The sequence below is a fragment of the Streptomyces sp. NPDC046805 genome, assembly GCF_040645355.1.
Classification (GTDB): Bacteria; Actinomycetota; Actinomycetes; order Streptomycetales; family Streptomycetaceae; genus Streptomyces.
Window position 1 is genome coordinate 101,601 of sequence record NZ_JBEYYC010000004.1, and the last position, 16,072, is coordinate 117,672.

The following is a 16,072-nucleotide window of genomic DNA, read 5'->3' on the forward strand; positions in this document are numbered from 1 at the left end:
GTACGGAACGTGCTCTGCCGGATTCCACTAGCGGGCGGCGGCGCCCTCGACCGGCCGCTGGGCCGAGGCGGATGCGTCGCGCTCCCTCGCCGTGGGCGAGAGCGCGACGAAGGCCGAGGTGAGGAACAGGTAGGACCCGAGGCCGACGGCGAGGGGGAAGATGAACTGCATCGCCGTGGCCCCGGGCAGGATCGAGCCGGACGGCGTGACGCGTACGGCGACAGCGAACATCCCGGTGTAGTGCATGCTGCTGACGGCGGCTCCCATGACGAGAGAGGCGACGGTGACGGCGATCGGCGACTTGATGTTCAGCGCCGCCCACAGGGCGACGGTGGCGGCGACCACGGCGATCAGGACGGAGAGCGCGACGAACACCGGGTCGTAGACCACGTGGCCGTGCAGTCGTACCGCCGCCATGCCCAAGTAGTGCATGCTCGCGACGCCCAGCCCGGTGGTGAGGCCGCCGAGGAGCAGTGCCCGGGTGCGGTCGCGGCTGTAGCCGACCGCGAAGACGCCGACGCTGACGACGACCATGGCGACGAGAAGGCTGAGGATGGTCAGTGGTACGTCGTAGCGGATGTCGGTGCCGCTGACGCTGAAGCCGAGCATGGCCACGAAGTGCATGGTCCAGATGCCGGTGCCGATCGCGGAAGCCGCGGTGAGGAGCCAGTTGCGGCGCGAGCGGCCTGTCGTGCCCAGTGCGCGGACGGTGCAGCGCAGTCCCAGTGCGGCCCCGATACAGGCCATCGCGTACGACAGCACGGGGGTCAGCCAGCCGAAGGTGGCGTGGTCCAGGTGTCCCATGGCCACGGGACGCTAGCCGGAGGAGGGGCGTGCAAAGGGGGCGCATTTCGAAAGCTGCCGGAATATGACGCAGAAATACGCTGGAGTGATCGCATCACGCTCGAACATGTGCGCCGGAGCGTCCCTCGTCATGGTGAGGGATCATGGTGACATGAGCGACAACCACACGCATGTCCAGGAGTTCTTCGGCGCGAGGGCGGCCGGCTGGGACAGCAAGTTCCCCGATGACGGCCCCGCCTACGCGTCCGCCGTCGCCGACCTGGGCCTGCGCTCGGGTGACCGCGTGCTCGACGCGGGGTGCGGCACAGGGCGCGCGCTGCCCCCGCTGCGTGCGGCCGTTGGACCTTCGGGTGTGGTCGTGGGCGTCGATCTGACTCCCGCGATGCTCGAAGCCGCCGTACAGGCCGGAAGGGACCACGACGGGCACCTGCTGCTCGCCGACGTCGCCGCGCTGCCGCTGCGGACGGAGTCCCTCGACGCCGTCTTCGGGGCGGGCCTCATCTCGCATCTCCACCGGCCCGCCGAGAACCTGCGGGAGCTGGCGCGCGTGGTGCGTCCGGGCGGCACACTGGCCCTGTTCCATCCGATCGGCCGGGCAGCCCTGGCTGCACGCCAGGGACGGCAGATCACCCCGGACGACCTGCGCGCGGAGGACAACCTCCGTCCGATGCTCGCCGGTTCCGGTTGGCGCATGACGTCGTACGTCGACGAGGACGCACGCTTCCTCGCGCTGGCGGTCCGGGAAGGCTGAGCGCGGGCCGTCCTGTGTGCGGGCAGCCCTCCTGCGGGTGGCCAACCCTTCCGGCGAGCGGCTGACCCTTTCTGCGAGTGGGCGGGGCTCCCTCGCGCCGGCCGGCTACCCCCGTCACGCCGTCCCGGCCACCGCCGCCACGAAGGCGTCCGGATTGTCGAACATGATGTTGTGCCCAGCACGGGGCACGGTCGCCACCCGCACTCCGGCCGCTTCCAGACGCTCCCTGCCCGCCAGTTCACCACTGAGCTCGCCCTGCAGGTACACGCGGTCGATCGCCAGCCCCTCCAGGAGGGTGCGCATGACAGGGTCGGAGCCACGCATGAGTCCGACGGCGCTACGGTGCAACGCCAGCGGGTCGGCCAGCCGCATGGTCGCCGCCCAGAGGGGGCCGACCTTGTCCAGCACGCGCGCGTACGCGCCCTCCATGAATTCCTCCTCCCCATAGGTGGCGATTCCGCTGCTTCCAGCGGTTCGCGGCGCAGGGGCGTCGAGGTTGGCCTCCGTGAGGACCAGCCGGGAGACGAGGTCGGGCCGCCGGTGGGCGAGCACGATGGCGACCGCGCCGCCCATGCTGTGTGCGATCAGCTCGGCGCCGGTCAGCTCCGCCGCGTCCAGAGCCGCCGCCAGGGCGTCGGCGTTCTCCTCGATGCTGTAGCCGAACTGTTCGGGCCGGTCACTGATGCCGTGCCCCGGCAGATCGACGAACAGGCTTCGGCGGCCCGCGAGTTCCGGTCGGGCCGCGATGTGCGCGTGATACACGGCCGACATCGCCCCCAGCCCGTGCACATACACGCGTGCGGGTTCGTCACCGGGCGTCTCCGTCCAGCGGATGCAGTTCCCCTTGCCGTCGAACTCGGCCTGCTTCATCGCGCCCTCCCAGGTGGCATGTGTGCCGCGGTCAGCACCGCAGGGAGAATACATCGAGACCGATGTATTGGTAAGTCGAAGTATCAAAGCTTCGATGTACAGCGGCCATGCGAGAGAATGCGTGCATGCTGGAACTCGCCATCCTCGGATTCCTGTACGACGCGCCCCTGCACGGCTACGTCCTGCGCAAGCACATCGCCGCCTTGACCGGGCACGTGCGCCCCGTTGCCGAGAGCACGCTCTACCCCGCGATCAAGCGGCTGGAGAAGGCCGGCCTGCTGGCGCGGGCCACGGAGCCCGGTTCCGTGGCCGCGCCGCGCCACGTGCTGACTCTCACCGAGGAGGGCAGGAGTGAGCTGCGCCGCCGCCTCGCCGAACCGCCACAGCGCGACATCACCGACGAGAACCGCTGGTTCACGGTGCTCGCCTTCCTCAGGCACCTCGACGACTCCGCCGCCCAGGCGACGGTGCTGCGACGCAGGCTCACGTTTCTGCAGGAGCCGGCGAGCTTCTTCTACGAGGGCGACCGGCCGCTGCGCGCCGAGGAATTGGACGATCCGTTCCGACGCGGCATCCTCACCATCGCGCGGGCCACGAGCCACGCCGAACTCATCTGGCTGCGCGACACCATCGAGTCACTCGAAGCAGCAGGCTGCCGTTGAGGTGTGACGTGACGGGCGGACACCGGCGCGGTACCGAGTAGCGGGGAAGCCGCGCGAGCCCCTCAGGGCGCTTCACTGCAGCACCCCTCTTCTGCCGTCGAAGTTCCAACTCTACGTTGAACAGCAGCAGATGGACCTTCGGATACGACACCACGTAGGGGGAAGGCGGTCCGCATGTTCACCAGGATCCGTACGTACGTCGCCAGATTCCAGGCCTCCGCGCGCACAGAGGCGGCCGTCAGTCGTGAAAAGCGCGCACACAACTTGTTCGAAGCCGCAGCGGCCTACATCTCGGCCTGCGCGGAGGACGACCAGGACGGAGCCGACGAGGCGGCGGCCTGGGTGTCACCGGAGGCGTTGTCGTTCGGGGTGAGCGAGCTGGCATGCCGGGCCGTCATAGCACTGGCCCGGGAGCGCGACGAGTCGCCACGCACGGTGGCCCGCGACCTCCTCGGGCTGCCGGTGACCTGACCGTCCGCGTCAGATCCGGCCGATTCGCCCGCTCCAGGGTGGATAACTGCAGGTCCGGCGCGGTCGGCTGTGATGACAAGCGCCTCACGTTCGCACTAAGGTGCGCGCCGTTGAACAAACGACAGGGGAGGCAGGGATGGCCGGGACGGACGAGGAGGCCGTCGCCGCAGCGGACGATGCGCTGTACGTGCTCACGGCGGTACTTCTGACGCCGGCGCAGTTTCCGAGCGTGCTGGGCGACGACTATCCGGAGGCCTGTGCGGCGCTCGATCTCGCGCCGCTCGCCGACGGATACGGCCTGGTGCTCGGCCAGGACGGCGGCGGTGCGCGGTGGACGGTCGTCATCGACGACGTCTCGCTGGTCGCCGTCGCGATCGCGTCCTGGGACTGCGGCATGGAGTACGACCTGTCACCCGACGAGCGCACCGTTGTGGCAGCAATGCCGGGCTGGCCCCTCGCGGTCGCCGTCGCCGCCCCGGGCGTGCCGGCGCCGCACGATCCCGCCCCAGAGGGGGCCGATGGCAGCCCGCTCTCGCCGCCGGACACCAGCCACTGGGGACCCGCCCAGCGGCGCCTGGGCGCCGACGAGATCGCACTGCAGTGGGCGGTCTGGCGGGAGCAGATCGACGACGCCGACTTCCCGACGTCGGGCGAGACCGCGGAGAAGGCCTCGGACGCCGCGCTGGACGGCGGGGCAGGTAGCGCCCCGACCCACCTCGGGATCCGTCGCGTCCTGGCGGAGGCGCGGGCGTACGTGGACACGCCGCCGCCTCTGGGCCGGGTCCGCTCGTCGTTCGCACCGGGTGACGCCCGGACCCTGCGCGCCGACGGTCCCGGCTGGTCGATGGTGGCCCGCACCGACGACATCGCGTTCGTCCTGCTCGACGAGGAGCCCGGCGAGGTCCTGCCGGTGGGCCGGGGCCCGGAGCTGCCCGGCCTGCTGGAGGCGCTCGACAAAATGGCCGTGCGGCCCAGCTGAGCCCGCGTGGGCCGCGCCCTGAGCCGGCACAGGGACCGCTTTCCGCCCTCGCTTCGCTGCGGGCCAGGTATGCGCACCTGTCCCGGCGATGCGGGACGTGGCCGGCGGGACGGTGTCTGGCGGGAGATCCCAACAGCGCTGGGGGATCCCGGCAGTCCCGGGGAGTGTCGGCGCCCCGGGGAGTGCCGGCGAGTGCCGGCGAGTGCCGGCGGCCTCAGGGAGCTCCGGCAGTCCCAAGGCGCGCCCAGTCCCAGTTCGCCGTCCGCGCCCTGTGTTGACACACCATCGCCGCGTACGGCTCGATGTGGTCCCAACCCATGGATGACATCGGCTCCGGCTACCACCATGAGGCACCCCGCACTCGTGTCAACGCCCGGAGGCTGCCATGCGCCTGTCCCGAAGTGCTCCGCTCCTTGCGGCCACCGTCATGGCGGCGGCCCTCGCCTCGCCCGCTCCGGCCGGTGCCACGGCAGCCGACAGCGATCACTGTGCCCGCCAGGAGCAGGCCCGGGTGCCGGGCGCGGCCTTCCAGCAGAGCGCCTGTCTCACGGACCTGACGACCACGGGCCTGGCCGGCACCCCGTACACGGACATGGCGGACCAGGCAGGCCTGACGGCGGGCGCCACCCGCTCCCCCTCCGGCGTGCCCGGGTTACAGATCGACGGATACTTCCCGGACAGCTCGCACTTCAACGGCACGCACGGCTGGCGGCACGACGCGCAGTTCGTGATCCGGCTGCCAGACCGCTGGAACGGCGGTCTCGTCGTCACGGGTGCACCGGGAACACGCAGGCAGTACTCCACGGACAAGGCGATCTCGGACCGTGTACTGGCACAGGGCTACGCGTACGCCGCGACCGACAAGGGCAACAGCGGAACGGACTTCTACCGCGACGGAGCCCGGCCCGGCGACGCGGTCGCCGAATGGAACACCCGGACCACACAACTCACCCGGGCCGCCCGGCGCGTAGTGGCCCGGCGCTACGGCCACGCCCCACGCCGGACGTACATGACCGGCATGTCCAACGGCGGCTACCTCACGCGCTGGCAGCTGGAGAACCATCCCGAGCTGTACGACGGCGGCGTGGACTGGGAAGGCACTCTGTGGACGGCACAGGGCCCCAACCTGCTCACCTCCCTCCCCACGGCCGTGGCGTGGGCGCTCGGCTCAGCCCGGGACGAAGACCTGTACAAGGTGGGCTTCTCCCGCGAGTCCGCATTCCTCTGGCCGTACTACGCGAAGGCCTACTGGGGCGTCACGCAGAAGATCTACCGCGCCGAGTTCGATCCCGCCTATGCCCCCGACTGCCCCGGGCCGTCGGCCGGGACGAGCACAGAGGAGATCCTCGCGCCCTGCGCCGCCGACGCCGCCTACGCCTACGCGTCGCGGCCGGCAGGCGTCCGGCACGCCGTGGCCGAGGTGGCTCTGACGGGACGGATCGGCAAACCGTTGATCACCCTGCACGGCGACCTCGACGCACTGCTGCCCCAGGCCGCGGACTCGGACGTGTACGCGCGCATGATCGACGCGCGTGGACGTGGATCACTGCACCGCTACTACACGGTCCGGGGAGGCACCCACGTCGACGGGCTGTACGACGTCTATCCGGACCGGCTCCGCCCGATCCTGCCGTGCTACCGCGCGGCGTTCGACGCGCTGGTCTCCTGGGTCGAGCGGGGCACCCCGCCGCCCGCGGACCGTACCGTCGGCAGGCCCGCGAGCGGCGATGTGGTCGACTCCTGCACCCTGGACCAGGACACGTCGACGCGATAGCCCCGTCAGCGGCCGAGTTCCTTGCGCGTCACACGCCGCAGCCTGCGGCGCTGTGAGGGGTCCAACGTGAGATACGCGGCCGCGGGGATTCCCAGCATGATCAGGATCGCCGCCCACCAGGGCAGCCATATCAGCAGGATGAGCCCGACCGCCACACCACCTGCGGCGATCTTGGCGTTCTTCGACATGAGCGTCGCCTCCTTCGCGGCCGCTGCCGGCCTCTGTCCTGAGAACGGGCCCACGCTTCCAGCGGTTCCGGACCACGCCCCTGAGACGTCCCTGATGCTCAACCCTTACTTGTCCCTGAGGGGCCCTGCCCGCCCCTCATTCGAACACTGCGTGAAGTTACTCAGGTCACAGCGTAACCAGCGGCGACGGTCAGCGACAGTCGGCCATGCACGGCGACAGTGGCCCGCGGTGGCAACGACGCACCCCGACGACTGGACGACGCTCCCGGTACACCGGACGGCCACATCACGTTCCTTCAGGGCCTCAAATCTTGCTGTGATCAACGGAGTTGCTCTCAGGAGGCCTCATGTCCCCGCACGTCAACGGTCGTCGCCGCGTCCATGGTTCCCTCGCGGCGGGACTGCCTCTGGCCGTGGTGGCCGCCCTCGCGGTGGCTGGTACGGCTGTGGCGTCGTCGCCCGGAGACGCGCGCGTGATGCGCACCGCGACGCTCGAGGACATTCCCCTCGGCGAGTTCAGCAACGGACTGCTGCCCGGCAGCGTGGACGACGACCGGGGCGTGAAGCTCGGTGGCATCGGCAGCGACATCTACCCCGCGGGTCGTGAGGGCGAGTACTGGACGGTGACCGACCGCGGGCCCAACGGCCAGATCACGGTGGACGGCCGGAAGCGCCGTACGTTCCCGGTGCCGGGTTTCGACCCGGCGATCGTGAAGATCCGGGTGTCCAAGGACACCGTCGAGGTCATCGACGCGACCCCCCTCACCACCTCCTCCGGCAAGGCCGTCACCGGGCTGCCCGATCAGAAGGGCCGTGACGAGGCGCCGTACACCTACGACGCCGGGACGCCGCTGCCGTACGACCCGAACGGGGTGGACACCGAGGGCATCGTGCGGGCCGCGGACGGGACCTTCTGGCTCGTCGACGAGTACGGACCCTCGCTGATCCATGTCTCCGCGCGCGGGAAGGTACTCAGCCGCTACGTGCCCAAGGGGCTGAACCTGACCGGCACCGACTACCCGGTCGTCGAGGCGTTGCCCTCCGTCCTGCTGCACCGGAAGATCAACCGCGGGTTCGAGGGGCTGACCCAACTTCCCGACGGCGACCTCGTGATGGCGCTGCAGAGCCCGCTGTCCCTGCCGGACTCGGACGCCGGCAACGCCTCACGCACGACCCGTCTGCTGCGGTTTTCACCGGGGAAGGAAGCGGTCACCGCCGAGTACGCGTACCGGTTCGACCCGGTGAACGTGGTCGACCCGAGCGAGAACGACACGTCCGAGCTCAAGATCTCCTCAGTGGTGGCCGTGGGCCGCGACCGGCTGCTGGTCGAGGAGCGCACCGACAAGACGGCCCGACTGCAGATGGTGGAACTGGGGCACGAGGCGGACATCCTCGGCGGCCCCTGGGACGACGACACCACTTCTCCGTCACTGGAGCAGCTGGCCGACCCGGCGGCCGCGGGCGTCCCCGTCCTCGCCAAGCGACTCGTCGTCGATCTGGGGACAGTGAGCGGCGTGCCCGGGAAGATCGAAGGCATCGCGCGCGTGGACCACGACACGCTTGCCCTCATCAACGACAACGACTTCGGGATGACGGACGGCGCGGGAGCCTTCGACGCACACGGGCGTCTCATCGACAGCGGGATCGAGACGACGGTGACGTACGTGCGCCTGCCGCACGGCATCTGACCACGGGCGACTTCAGGGCGGTTCCCGCGGACGAACACCGAGGGCCGGACGGCACTCGGCACCCGGCGAGCGGCCAGACAGCGTCATGCGTGTCTGCCGTACTCCGTGTCCGGCCGACGCCACGCGCGCGTGGGGCGGCAGTGAGGACAGCCGCCTCACGCGCGCGCGTGTGGTCAGCTCCGTGCGCCCAGGAGGTGATCCATGGCCAGCTGGTCGAGCCGTTCGAAGGCCATCCCGCGCGCGGCCGCCGCCTCGACGTCGAACTCCTCGAAGACCGCACGGTCGGCGAGCAGCGCCTGCAGGCCGTCCGCCGCCGTCGGCTGCGCCAGCTCGTCGAGGCGCGAGGCGCGCAGCGCCTCCTGGACCTCCGGATCGGCGCGGAAGGCTGCGGCACGCTCCTTCAGGATGAGGTAGTTGCGCATGCAGCCGGCCGCCGATGCCCACACGCCGTCGAGATCCTCGGTCCGCGGCGGCTTGAAGTCGAAGTGGCGAGGCCCGTCGTAACCGGCGTGCTCCAGCAGATCGACCAGCCAGAAGGCGGCGCGCAGGTCACCGGCGCCGAAGCGCAGGTCCTGGTCGTACTTGATGCCGGACTGGCCATTGAGGTCGATGTGGAAGAGCTTGCCCGCCCACAGAGCCTGCGCGATGCCATGCGGGAAGTTCAGCCCGGCCATCTGCTCGTGGCCCACCTCGGGATTGACGCCGTACAGCTCCGGCCGCTCCAGGCGTTCGATGAACGCCAGGGCGTGGCCGACGGTGGGCAGCAGGATGTCGCCGCGCGGCTCGTTCGGCTTGGGCTCGATGGCGAAGCGCAGGTCGTAACCCTGGGACGTGACGTACTCGCCCAGGAGGTCGAAGGCCTCCTTCATCCGGTCCAGGGCAGCGCGTACGTCCTTGGCGGCTCCGGACTCGGCACCCTCGCGGCCACCCCAGGCGACGTAGGTCTTCGCGCCGAGTTCGGCCGCCAGGTCGATGTTGCGGATCGTCTTGCGCAGCGCGTAGCGGCGGACGTCGCGGTCGTTGGCGGTGAACGCGCCGTCCTTGAAGACAGGGTGTGTGAACAGGTTGGTGGTGGCCATCGGCACCTTCAGGCCGGTTGCGTCGAGGGCTTGGCGGAAGCGCTTGATGTGCGATTCGCGCTCGGCGTCCGAGGAATCGAAGGGGATCAGGTCGTCGTCGTGGAACGTCACTCCGTGGGCCCCGAGTTCCGCGAGCCGCTGCACCGTCTCGACCGGGTCGAGGGCCCGGCGGGTGGCCTCGCCGAACGGGTCCCGGCCCTGCCAGCCGACGGTCCACAGGCCGAAGGTGAACTTGTCCTCGGGGGTGGGCTGGTAGCTCATTCCACGGCTCCTCACTCGCTTACGACTTGTCGTACGACCACGACGCCAACTACGGCTTCGGCAACTGCGATGCCATCCATGACTTCGGCGTCGCCATCGACTGCTGCGACCATTTCGTCATGGCGGTTTACAAATTAGTCTGCGGTCGCATCTGTGGGAAGAGAGCAAGATGTCCGCGACGGGTGACGTTCTGGCCGCCATCCCTGGACGCACCGAAAACGCCAGGTCGGTTCCCGCGAGCCATGGAAAAGGGAGTGCCCGATGTCAGCAGCCGAGGGTCCGCTCGTCGTCGGCGTGGACACGTCCACGCAGTCCACCAAGGTCCTGGTCGTCGACGCTGCCACCGGTCAGGTCGTCGCGAGCGGCCGGGCGCCGCACACTGTGTCCTCCGGGGCGGGCCGGGAGAGCGACCCACGCCAGTGGTGGGACGCCTTCCGCGAGGCGTTGCGTCAGTGCGGGGAGCCGGCTCATGAGGCCGCCGCGATGTCGATCGGCGGCCAGCAGCACGGCCTGGTCACCCTGGACGGGGAGGGCGAGCCGGTGCGTCCGGCCTTGCTGTGGAACGACGTGCGCTCCGCACCGCAGGCGCAGCGTCTCACCCGGGAACTGGGTGGACCACATGCCTGGGCGGAGCGCATCGGCAGCGTGCCCGGCCCGTCGTTCACGGTCACCAAGTGGGCGTGGCTGGCCGAGCACGAGCCGGACGCGGTCCGCGCCACGAAGGCGGTACGACTCCCCCACGACTACCTCACCGAGCGCCTGACCGGGCAGGGCACGACCGACCGCGGCGACGCCTCCGGCACCGGATGGTGGGCTTCCGGCACCGAGGCGTACGACGAGGAGACCCTCGCGCACGTGGGACTCGACCCCGCACTGCTGCCCCGTGTGGTGGGGCCGGGCGAAGTGGCGGGCACCGTGCGCGACAGCCACGATCTGCCGTTCTCCAAGGGCACCCTGGTGGCGCCGGGAACCGGCGACAACGCCGCGGCGGCACTGGGCCTCGGGCTGCATCCCGGCACACCGGTGCTGAGCCTGGGCACGTCGGGCACCGTGTACGCCGTATCGCGGCGCCGTCCCGCCGACCCGACCGGCACCGTCGCCGGCTTCGCCGATGCGCACGGTGACTGGCTGCCGCTCGCCTGCACTCTGAACTGCACCCTCGCGGTCGACCGCATCGCCGCCCTGCTGGGCTTGGACCGTGAGGCGGTCGATCCCACCGCCTCCGTCACCCTGCTGCCGTACCTCGACGGCGAACGCACCCCGAACCTGCCGGATGCCTCCGGCCTGCTGCACGGGCTGCGCCACGACACGACGGCCGGGCAGCTCCTGCAGGCCGCGTACGACGGTGCCGTCCACTCGCTGCTCGACGCCCTGGACCTGGTGCTCGACGAGGACGCGGACCGGAGCACGCCGCTGCTGCTGATCGGCGGCGGGGCCCGGGGCGCCGCCTGGCAGCAGACGGTGCGGCGCCTGTCGGGTCGGCCGGTCCAGGTTCCGGAGGCGCAGGAGTTGGTCGCGCTCGGCGCCGCGGCGCAGGCGGCCGGACTGCTGACCGGCGAGTCCCCGGCCGCGGTCGCCCGCCGCTGGAACACAGCCGCCGGTCCGGTGCTGGAGGCGATGGAGCGGGACGAGGCGGCGCTGGCCCGGATCGCCGGCGTAATCTCCGACGCGGCCCCGCTGCTGGGTCGCGCGACGGATGCCCACTGACCGAGGACGGACCCGGACGCATGACCGCACCACCGCACGAGAACCGTCCATCCGGAAGGGCAAGCGCACATCTGCCCCCGTCGTACGACGACCGCCCACCCGGGTCGGGGCGTGCGCTGCCCGACACCCAACAGGGCATACGCCGCCGCAACCTGGCGCGGGTCATGCACGCCGTCAGCGCCGAGGGACCGCTGTCTCGTGCCTCGGTGGCCACACGCATCGGCCTGACTCGGGCTGCGGTGTCCACGCTCGTCGACGAGCTGATCCGCTGGGGGCTCCTGGAGGAACTGGGTCCGGAACGACCCGGACGGGTGGGGCGGCCAGGGTCGGCGCTCGCCGTCAGCGGGCACGGTCCGGCCGGGATCGGGGCGGAGATCGGCGTCGACCACCTCGCGGTGTGCGCGGTCGATCTGCGCGGCGAGGTCAGCGCACGGGCGGTGCGCCACGGCGCCAACAGGGGTCGCGCTCCCTCACCGGTGATCGAGGAACTCACCGCGCTGGTACGCCAGGTGGTCGCCGAGGCCGCGGGCGAGGGGCTGTGGGCCGCAGGGCTGGCCGTCGCCGTGCCCGGCCTGGTGGCGCGCGACGCCCGTACGGTCGTACGCGCCCCGAACCTCGACTGGCACGACACGGACCTCGGCGCCCTACTGCCCGCCGACCTGCCGCCGGCCGTGGACAACGAGGCCAACTTCGGCGCCCTCGCGGAACTCTGGCTCGGCAAGCACACTCCTCGGAACTTCCTGCACGTGTCGGCCGAGATCGGCATCGGTGCCGCGGTCGTCGTGGACGGACGGCTGTTGCGCGGGACAAGGGGGTTCGCGGGCGAACTGGGCCACGTCCCCGTCTGGCCGGACGGGCCTCGCTGCCGGTGCGGCGGGCGCGGATGCCTGGAGCAGTACGCCGGTGAGGAAGCGGTGCTGCGTGCGGCGGGCGTTGAGCGGGGCGAGGACCCGGCAGGTCCGGTGGGGCTGCTCGCCCACCGCGCCGAGGACGGTGACGAGGGTGTACGGCGGGCCCTGCGCGGCGCCGGTACGGCCCTCGGCATCGCTCTGACCGGTGCGGTCAACCTGCTCGACCCCGAGTCCGTCGTGCTGGGCGGTGCGCTGGCCGGGCTCGCGCCGTGGCTTCTGCCGTCGCTGGCACATGAGTTGGCGCAGCGGACCGCGGGGCCGGCCTGTCCCGTTTCAGTCTCCCGGCTCGGCCCCGAGGGCTCGCTCCTGGGCGCCGCGCACTCCGTCGTACGGGCCGTCCTCGACGATCCGGCATCGGTGGCCGAACGCGCCTGACCGAGGATTCCTGCTGCCGGTCCGAGGCCCGCCGAGGGCGTGGAGGACGCCGAGGTCGTCGGGCGACGTCAAGACTTCTCACCCGATCGGGTGGCCGAGTTTTCCACAGTTCAGGCGTCGTCCACCGAACCACCGCGCACCCTTCTGTCCAACCCGCAAGCGCCGTACCGTGATTCACGTGAGGCGCAGCCGCCGGCCCATGTCCGGCGGGGAATGTGTGTCCGGGTGGACGAGGGGGTTCACACATGTCGGGGGAAACGACTGGGGAGACGACTGGAACATTGCGGCGCGACGCCATCGGGCTGCGCGAGGTCCTGTTCCAGAGCATCACTGCCATGGCGCCCGCCGCGGCGGTCGCCGCGTCCATTCCGTCGGGCGCGGCCTTCGCGGGCGGCAGCCTGCCGCTGTCCGTACTGATCGCACTCGTGGCGTGCCTGTTCACGGCGTCCTGCGTGGCCGAGTTGGCGCGGGAGTTACCTGCGGCGGGCTCGGTCGCCACCTATGCGGCACAGGGGCTGCATCCCGCCGTGGGTTTCCTCGTCGGCTGGGGCTATGTGTTCGTCGAGGCGCTGGTACCACCGCTGCTGCTCCTGCAGCTGGGGTTCACCACGGCGGGTACCCTGCATCAGGAGTGGTCGTCGTATCCGGCCGACCTGTGGTGGCCGTGGTCGCTGGCGGGTGCCGCCGTGATCGCCGCCGCCGGTTACCTCGGCGTCCGGGCCTCGGCCCGTTTCGGCACCGTTCTCGGTGTCTTCGAGGTCCTCGTCTTCCTCGTGTTCGCCGTATGGCTCATCGGTAAGGCCGGCAGCCACAACACCCTTTCGGTGTTCGGTACTTCGCACACCCCCAAGGGGCACGAGGGCGTCAGCGGCGTCTTCGCCGGGTCCGTCTACACGGTGCTGGCGTTCGCCGGTTTCGAGGCGGCCGCTCCGCTCGCCGAGGAGACGCGCGAGCCCCGCCGGACGATGCACCGCGCGGTACTGGGTGCGGCCCTCGGCATCGGTCTGTTCTACGTGGTCACGACATACGCGATGACGGTCTACTTCGGCCCTGACCGCTTCGCGGCGTTCGGGGCGTCGGGTGGAGCGTCCTGGGACGGAGTCGCACGGGCGTCGTTCGGCCTGTTCTGGGTGCTGGTGTTCCTGGCGGTGGTCAACTCGACCATCGCCAACGCCAACGCGTGCGCCAACGTCTCGACGCGTACGGCCTTCGCACTGGCCCGCATCCGCGTCCTGCCCCGGTTCCTCGCCGTGCTCCATCCCCGGTACCGCTCCCCCGTGGCAGGCATCGCGGTGCAGACCGTCGTAGCGGTCGGCGCCGTGCTGGGACTCGGTTTCGGCTACGACCCGGTGACCGCGTTCCTGCTCCTCGCCACGGTGATCGTCACGGTGGTCGTCGGCGTCTACATCGTCGTGAACCTCGCCTGCGCGGGCTACTTCCTGCGCCGCGGCCGCGAGTCCTTCAAGGTCGTACGGCATCTGCTGTTGCCGCTGCTGGGCATCGGGGCGTTCGTTCCCGCCCTGCTGACCGCGGCCGGACTGCCGGTGTTCGACTTCGTGAGCGAACTGACCCCGCCGGTGTCGTACGCCGGTCCCGTCGTCGGTGTCTGGATGGCGGCCGGAGTCGTGGTGCTCGTGGTGCTGATGCGGCGGCATCCCGACCGAATAGCCGACACCGCCCGCGTCCACATCGAAGAGCCCGCCTCAACGGGCCCGGTGCGCAACGGAGTGGCCCCGCGATGACGGCCTGCCTCGTTCAAGGCAGCAGCCCGGCGATGACCGACCACCAGCGGAATGGAGCGATGCAACGATGACCGACCGGCACATCCTGACGGTGCGCCCCGAACCGGGCGAGTACGCGTGGACATTCGGTGGCGCACCCCCGGTGGCACGCATCGCGCCCGGCACGGTCCTCGACCTCTACACGGAGGACTGCTTCGCCGGCCGGGTGCGGTCCGAGAAGGACCTCGTGTCCGAGGTGTGCGAGTTCCCGTTCCTGAACCCGCAGACCGGTCCCTTCCACATCGAGGGCGCGGAGCCGGGCGACACGGTCGCCGTGCACTTCGTGTCGATCGAACCGGCCCGGGACTGGGCCGCGTCGACCACCGTGCCCCTGTTCGGCGCGCTCACCTCGACGCACGCCACGGCCACGCTGCAACCTCCCCTTCCGGAGACCGTGTGGATCTGGCAGCTGGACCGTGTTCGGCGCACCGCGCTGTTCCGGGCACATGCCAGCGACATCGAGGTCGAGTTGCCCCTCGATCCGATGCACGGCACGGTCGGCGTGGCGCCCGCCAACCTGGAGGTGCGCTCGGCCCTCGTGCCCGACGCGCACGGGGGAAACATGGACACCCCCGAGATGCGGGCCGGGGTCACCTGCTACCTCGGGGTGAACGTCGAGGGGGCGCTGCTCAGCCTCGGTGACGGACACGCCCGGCAGGGTGAGGGCGAGACATGCGGCGTGGCCGTCGAATGCGCGATGAACACCGTGGTGATCGTCGAACTCCTCAAGCAGGTCGCCACTCCGTGGCCCCGTATGGAGTCGGACACGCACATCATCTCGACCGGCTCGGCGCGCCCCTTGGAGGACGCCTTCCGGATATCCCAGCTCGACCTGGTGCAGTGGCTGGTACGCGACTACGGGTTCGGGGAGCTGGACGCGTATCAGTTCGCAACCCAGGCGGTGGAATCGCCGTTGGCCAACGTGTGCGACACGAACTACACATGCGTAGCCAAGCTCCGCAAGGCATGGCTGCCCCCGCGCGAGACGTATCGCGGTGTACACGCCCAATTGTGTGAGGCTGCGCAGGCGCTCCGTCGGTAACCGCGCCAGAAGCGCCCGCCGTACCCCACTCTCGGCCCTAACCCCCACTCCCCACTCCCGAAGGGCCCCCACCATGGACCGGGCAAGATCGCTCCCCAGCAGACGTCTGCTCCTGAAGGGCGCGACCCTCGCCGCCATCCCGTATGCGTTGCTGCCCGACGCGCGGGCCGGTGCGCAGACTCAGTCCGTCGACTATCCAGCTGCGGAATGGAAGCCGGCCAGCACCTCCAACTTCACGGCCTCCATGCGCCCCGCCGCCCACACCCTCAACCGCGTGATCATCCACGTCACCCAGGCGGCCTATGCCACCACCCTCTCCATCTTCCAGAACCCGGCGAAGAAGGTGTCGGCTCACTACGTCGTGCGCTCCGCCGACGGGCACATCGCGCAGTGCGTGCGGGAGACCGACATCGCCTGGCACGCGGGGAACTGGGGCTACAACACCCGGAGCATCGGCATCGAGCACGAGGGCTGGGTGAAGCAGCCCTCCTACTTCACCGACGCCTTGTACGAGCAGTCGGCCAGGCTGACGGCGGCGATCTGCGCCAAGCACGGCATCCCTGCGGACCGCGAGCACATCATCGGGCACTACCAGGTGCCGGGCACCAATCACACCGATCCGGGGCCGAACTGGGACTGGGACCGCTACATCAGAATGGTCAACTTCATCGGATAGGACACCGTGAGGAGGTGAACCGGCCGCAACCGTTGCGACCCGGGCTGTCGTTG

Annotated in this window: 15 protein-coding genes; 11 read left to right on the forward strand and 4 right to left on the reverse strand. The window is 70.5% G+C overall.

The annotated features are described in order from the left end of the window. Positions 1–27: 27 nt before the first annotated feature. On the reverse strand, positions 28–804 hold the full coding sequence (locus tag ABZ910_RS06665) for an MHYT domain-containing protein (protein WP_361360265.1): 777 nt from the start codon (positions 802–804) through the stop codon (positions 28–30). A gap of 151 nt (positions 805–955) precedes the next feature. Here ABZ910_RS06665 and ABZ910_RS06670 point away from each other — a divergent pair, with 151 nt between their 5' ends. Then, entirely contained in the window at positions 956–1,555 is a 600-nt protein-coding gene (locus ABZ910_RS06670; protein ID WP_361360267.1) for a class I SAM-dependent methyltransferase, read from the forward strand. Between the two features lie 114 nt (positions 1,556–1,669). Here ABZ910_RS06670 and ABZ910_RS06675 read toward each other — a convergent pair whose 3' ends face one another. Further along, the gene (locus tag ABZ910_RS06675; protein WP_361360269.1) at positions 1,670–2,425 is read right to left on the reverse strand and encodes an alpha/beta hydrolase; all 756 of its coding nucleotides are present in this window, start codon (positions 2,423–2,425) and stop codon (positions 1,670–1,672) included. A gap of 125 nt (positions 2,426–2,550) precedes the next feature. Here ABZ910_RS06675 and ABZ910_RS06680 point away from each other — a divergent pair, with 125 nt between their 5' ends. The 4 genes from ABZ910_RS06680 to ABZ910_RS06695 all read left to right on the forward strand — a co-directional run bounded on the left by ABZ910_RS06680 (position 2,551) and on the right by ABZ910_RS06695 (position 6,311). Further along, positions 2,551–3,087, forward strand: coding sequence for a PadR family transcriptional regulator (locus ABZ910_RS06680; RefSeq protein WP_361360271.1), 537 nt, complete (start codon positions 2,551–2,553; stop codon positions 3,085–3,087). Positions 3,088–3,261: 174 nt separating this feature from the next. Next, a complete protein-coding gene (locus ABZ910_RS06685) occupies positions 3,262–3,558 on the forward strand; it encodes a hypothetical protein (protein ID WP_361360273.1) in 297 nt (98 codons plus the stop codon). A 136-nt stretch (positions 3,559–3,694) separates the two neighbouring features. Continuing rightward, entirely contained in the window at positions 3,695–4,537 is an 843-nt protein-coding gene (locus tag ABZ910_RS06690; protein ID WP_361360275.1) for a hypothetical protein, read from the forward strand. 385 nt (positions 4,538–4,922) lie between these two features. Next, positions 4,923–6,311, forward strand: a complete 1,389-nt coding sequence (locus ABZ910_RS06695) for a tannase/feruloyl esterase family alpha/beta hydrolase (RefSeq protein ID WP_361360277.1) — start codon at positions 4,923–4,925, stop codon at positions 6,309–6,311. 5 nt (positions 6,312–6,316) lie between these two features. On the opposite strand, the gene ABZ910_RS06700 is transcribed toward ABZ910_RS06695, so the two are convergent. Next, positions 6,317–6,499 carry a hypothetical protein gene (locus tag ABZ910_RS06700; protein ID WP_361360279.1) on the reverse strand — a complete coding sequence of 61 codons (183 nt, stop codon included), beginning with the start codon at positions 6,497–6,499 and terminating at the stop codon, positions 6,317–6,319. Positions 6,500–6,846: 347 nt separating this feature from the next. On the opposite strand from ABZ910_RS06700, the gene ABZ910_RS06705 reads away from it, so the two are divergent. Continuing rightward, positions 6,847–8,187, forward strand: a complete 1,341-nt coding sequence (locus tag ABZ910_RS06705) for an esterase-like activity of phytase family protein (protein WP_361360281.1) — start codon at positions 6,847–6,849, stop codon at positions 8,185–8,187. 173 nt (positions 8,188–8,360) lie between these two features. Here the strand turns inward: ABZ910_RS06705 and xylA are convergent, their stop codons facing one another. After that, positions 8,361–9,527: a xylose isomerase gene (gene xylA, locus ABZ910_RS06710; protein ID WP_361360283.1), complete on the reverse strand. Its 1,167-nt coding sequence runs from the start codon at positions 9,525–9,527 to the stop codon at positions 8,361–8,363. 261 nt (positions 9,528–9,788) lie between these two features. On the opposite strand from xylA, the gene xylB reads away from it, so the two are divergent. The 5 genes from xylB to ABZ910_RS06735 all read left to right on the forward strand — a co-directional run bounded on the left by xylB (position 9,789) and on the right by ABZ910_RS06735 (position 16,019). Then, a complete protein-coding gene (gene xylB, locus ABZ910_RS06715; RefSeq protein ID WP_361360285.1) occupies positions 9,789–11,234 on the forward strand; it encodes a xylulokinase in 1,446 nt (481 codons plus the stop codon). A gap of 20 nt (positions 11,235–11,254) precedes the next feature. Further along, on the forward strand, positions 11,255–12,520 hold the full coding sequence (locus ABZ910_RS06720; RefSeq protein WP_361360287.1) for an ROK family transcriptional regulator: 1,266 nt from the start codon (positions 11,255–11,257) through the stop codon (positions 12,518–12,520). Between the two features lie 245 nt (positions 12,521–12,765). Next, positions 12,766–14,262, forward strand: a complete 1,497-nt coding sequence (locus ABZ910_RS06725; RefSeq protein WP_361360289.1) for an APC family permease — start codon at positions 12,766–12,768, stop codon at positions 14,260–14,262. 67 nt (positions 14,263–14,329) lie between these two features. Continuing rightward, the gene (locus tag ABZ910_RS06730; protein WP_361360291.1) at positions 14,330–15,343 is read left to right on the forward strand and encodes an acetamidase/formamidase family protein; all 1,014 of its coding nucleotides are present in this window, start codon (positions 14,330–14,332) and stop codon (positions 15,341–15,343) included. A 73-nt stretch (positions 15,344–15,416) separates the two neighbouring features. Continuing rightward, a complete protein-coding gene (locus tag ABZ910_RS06735) occupies positions 15,417–16,019 on the forward strand; it encodes an N-acetylmuramoyl-L-alanine amidase (RefSeq protein ID WP_361360293.1) in 603 nt (200 codons plus the stop codon). The last annotated feature ends 53 nt before the right edge of the window (positions 16,020–16,072 follow it).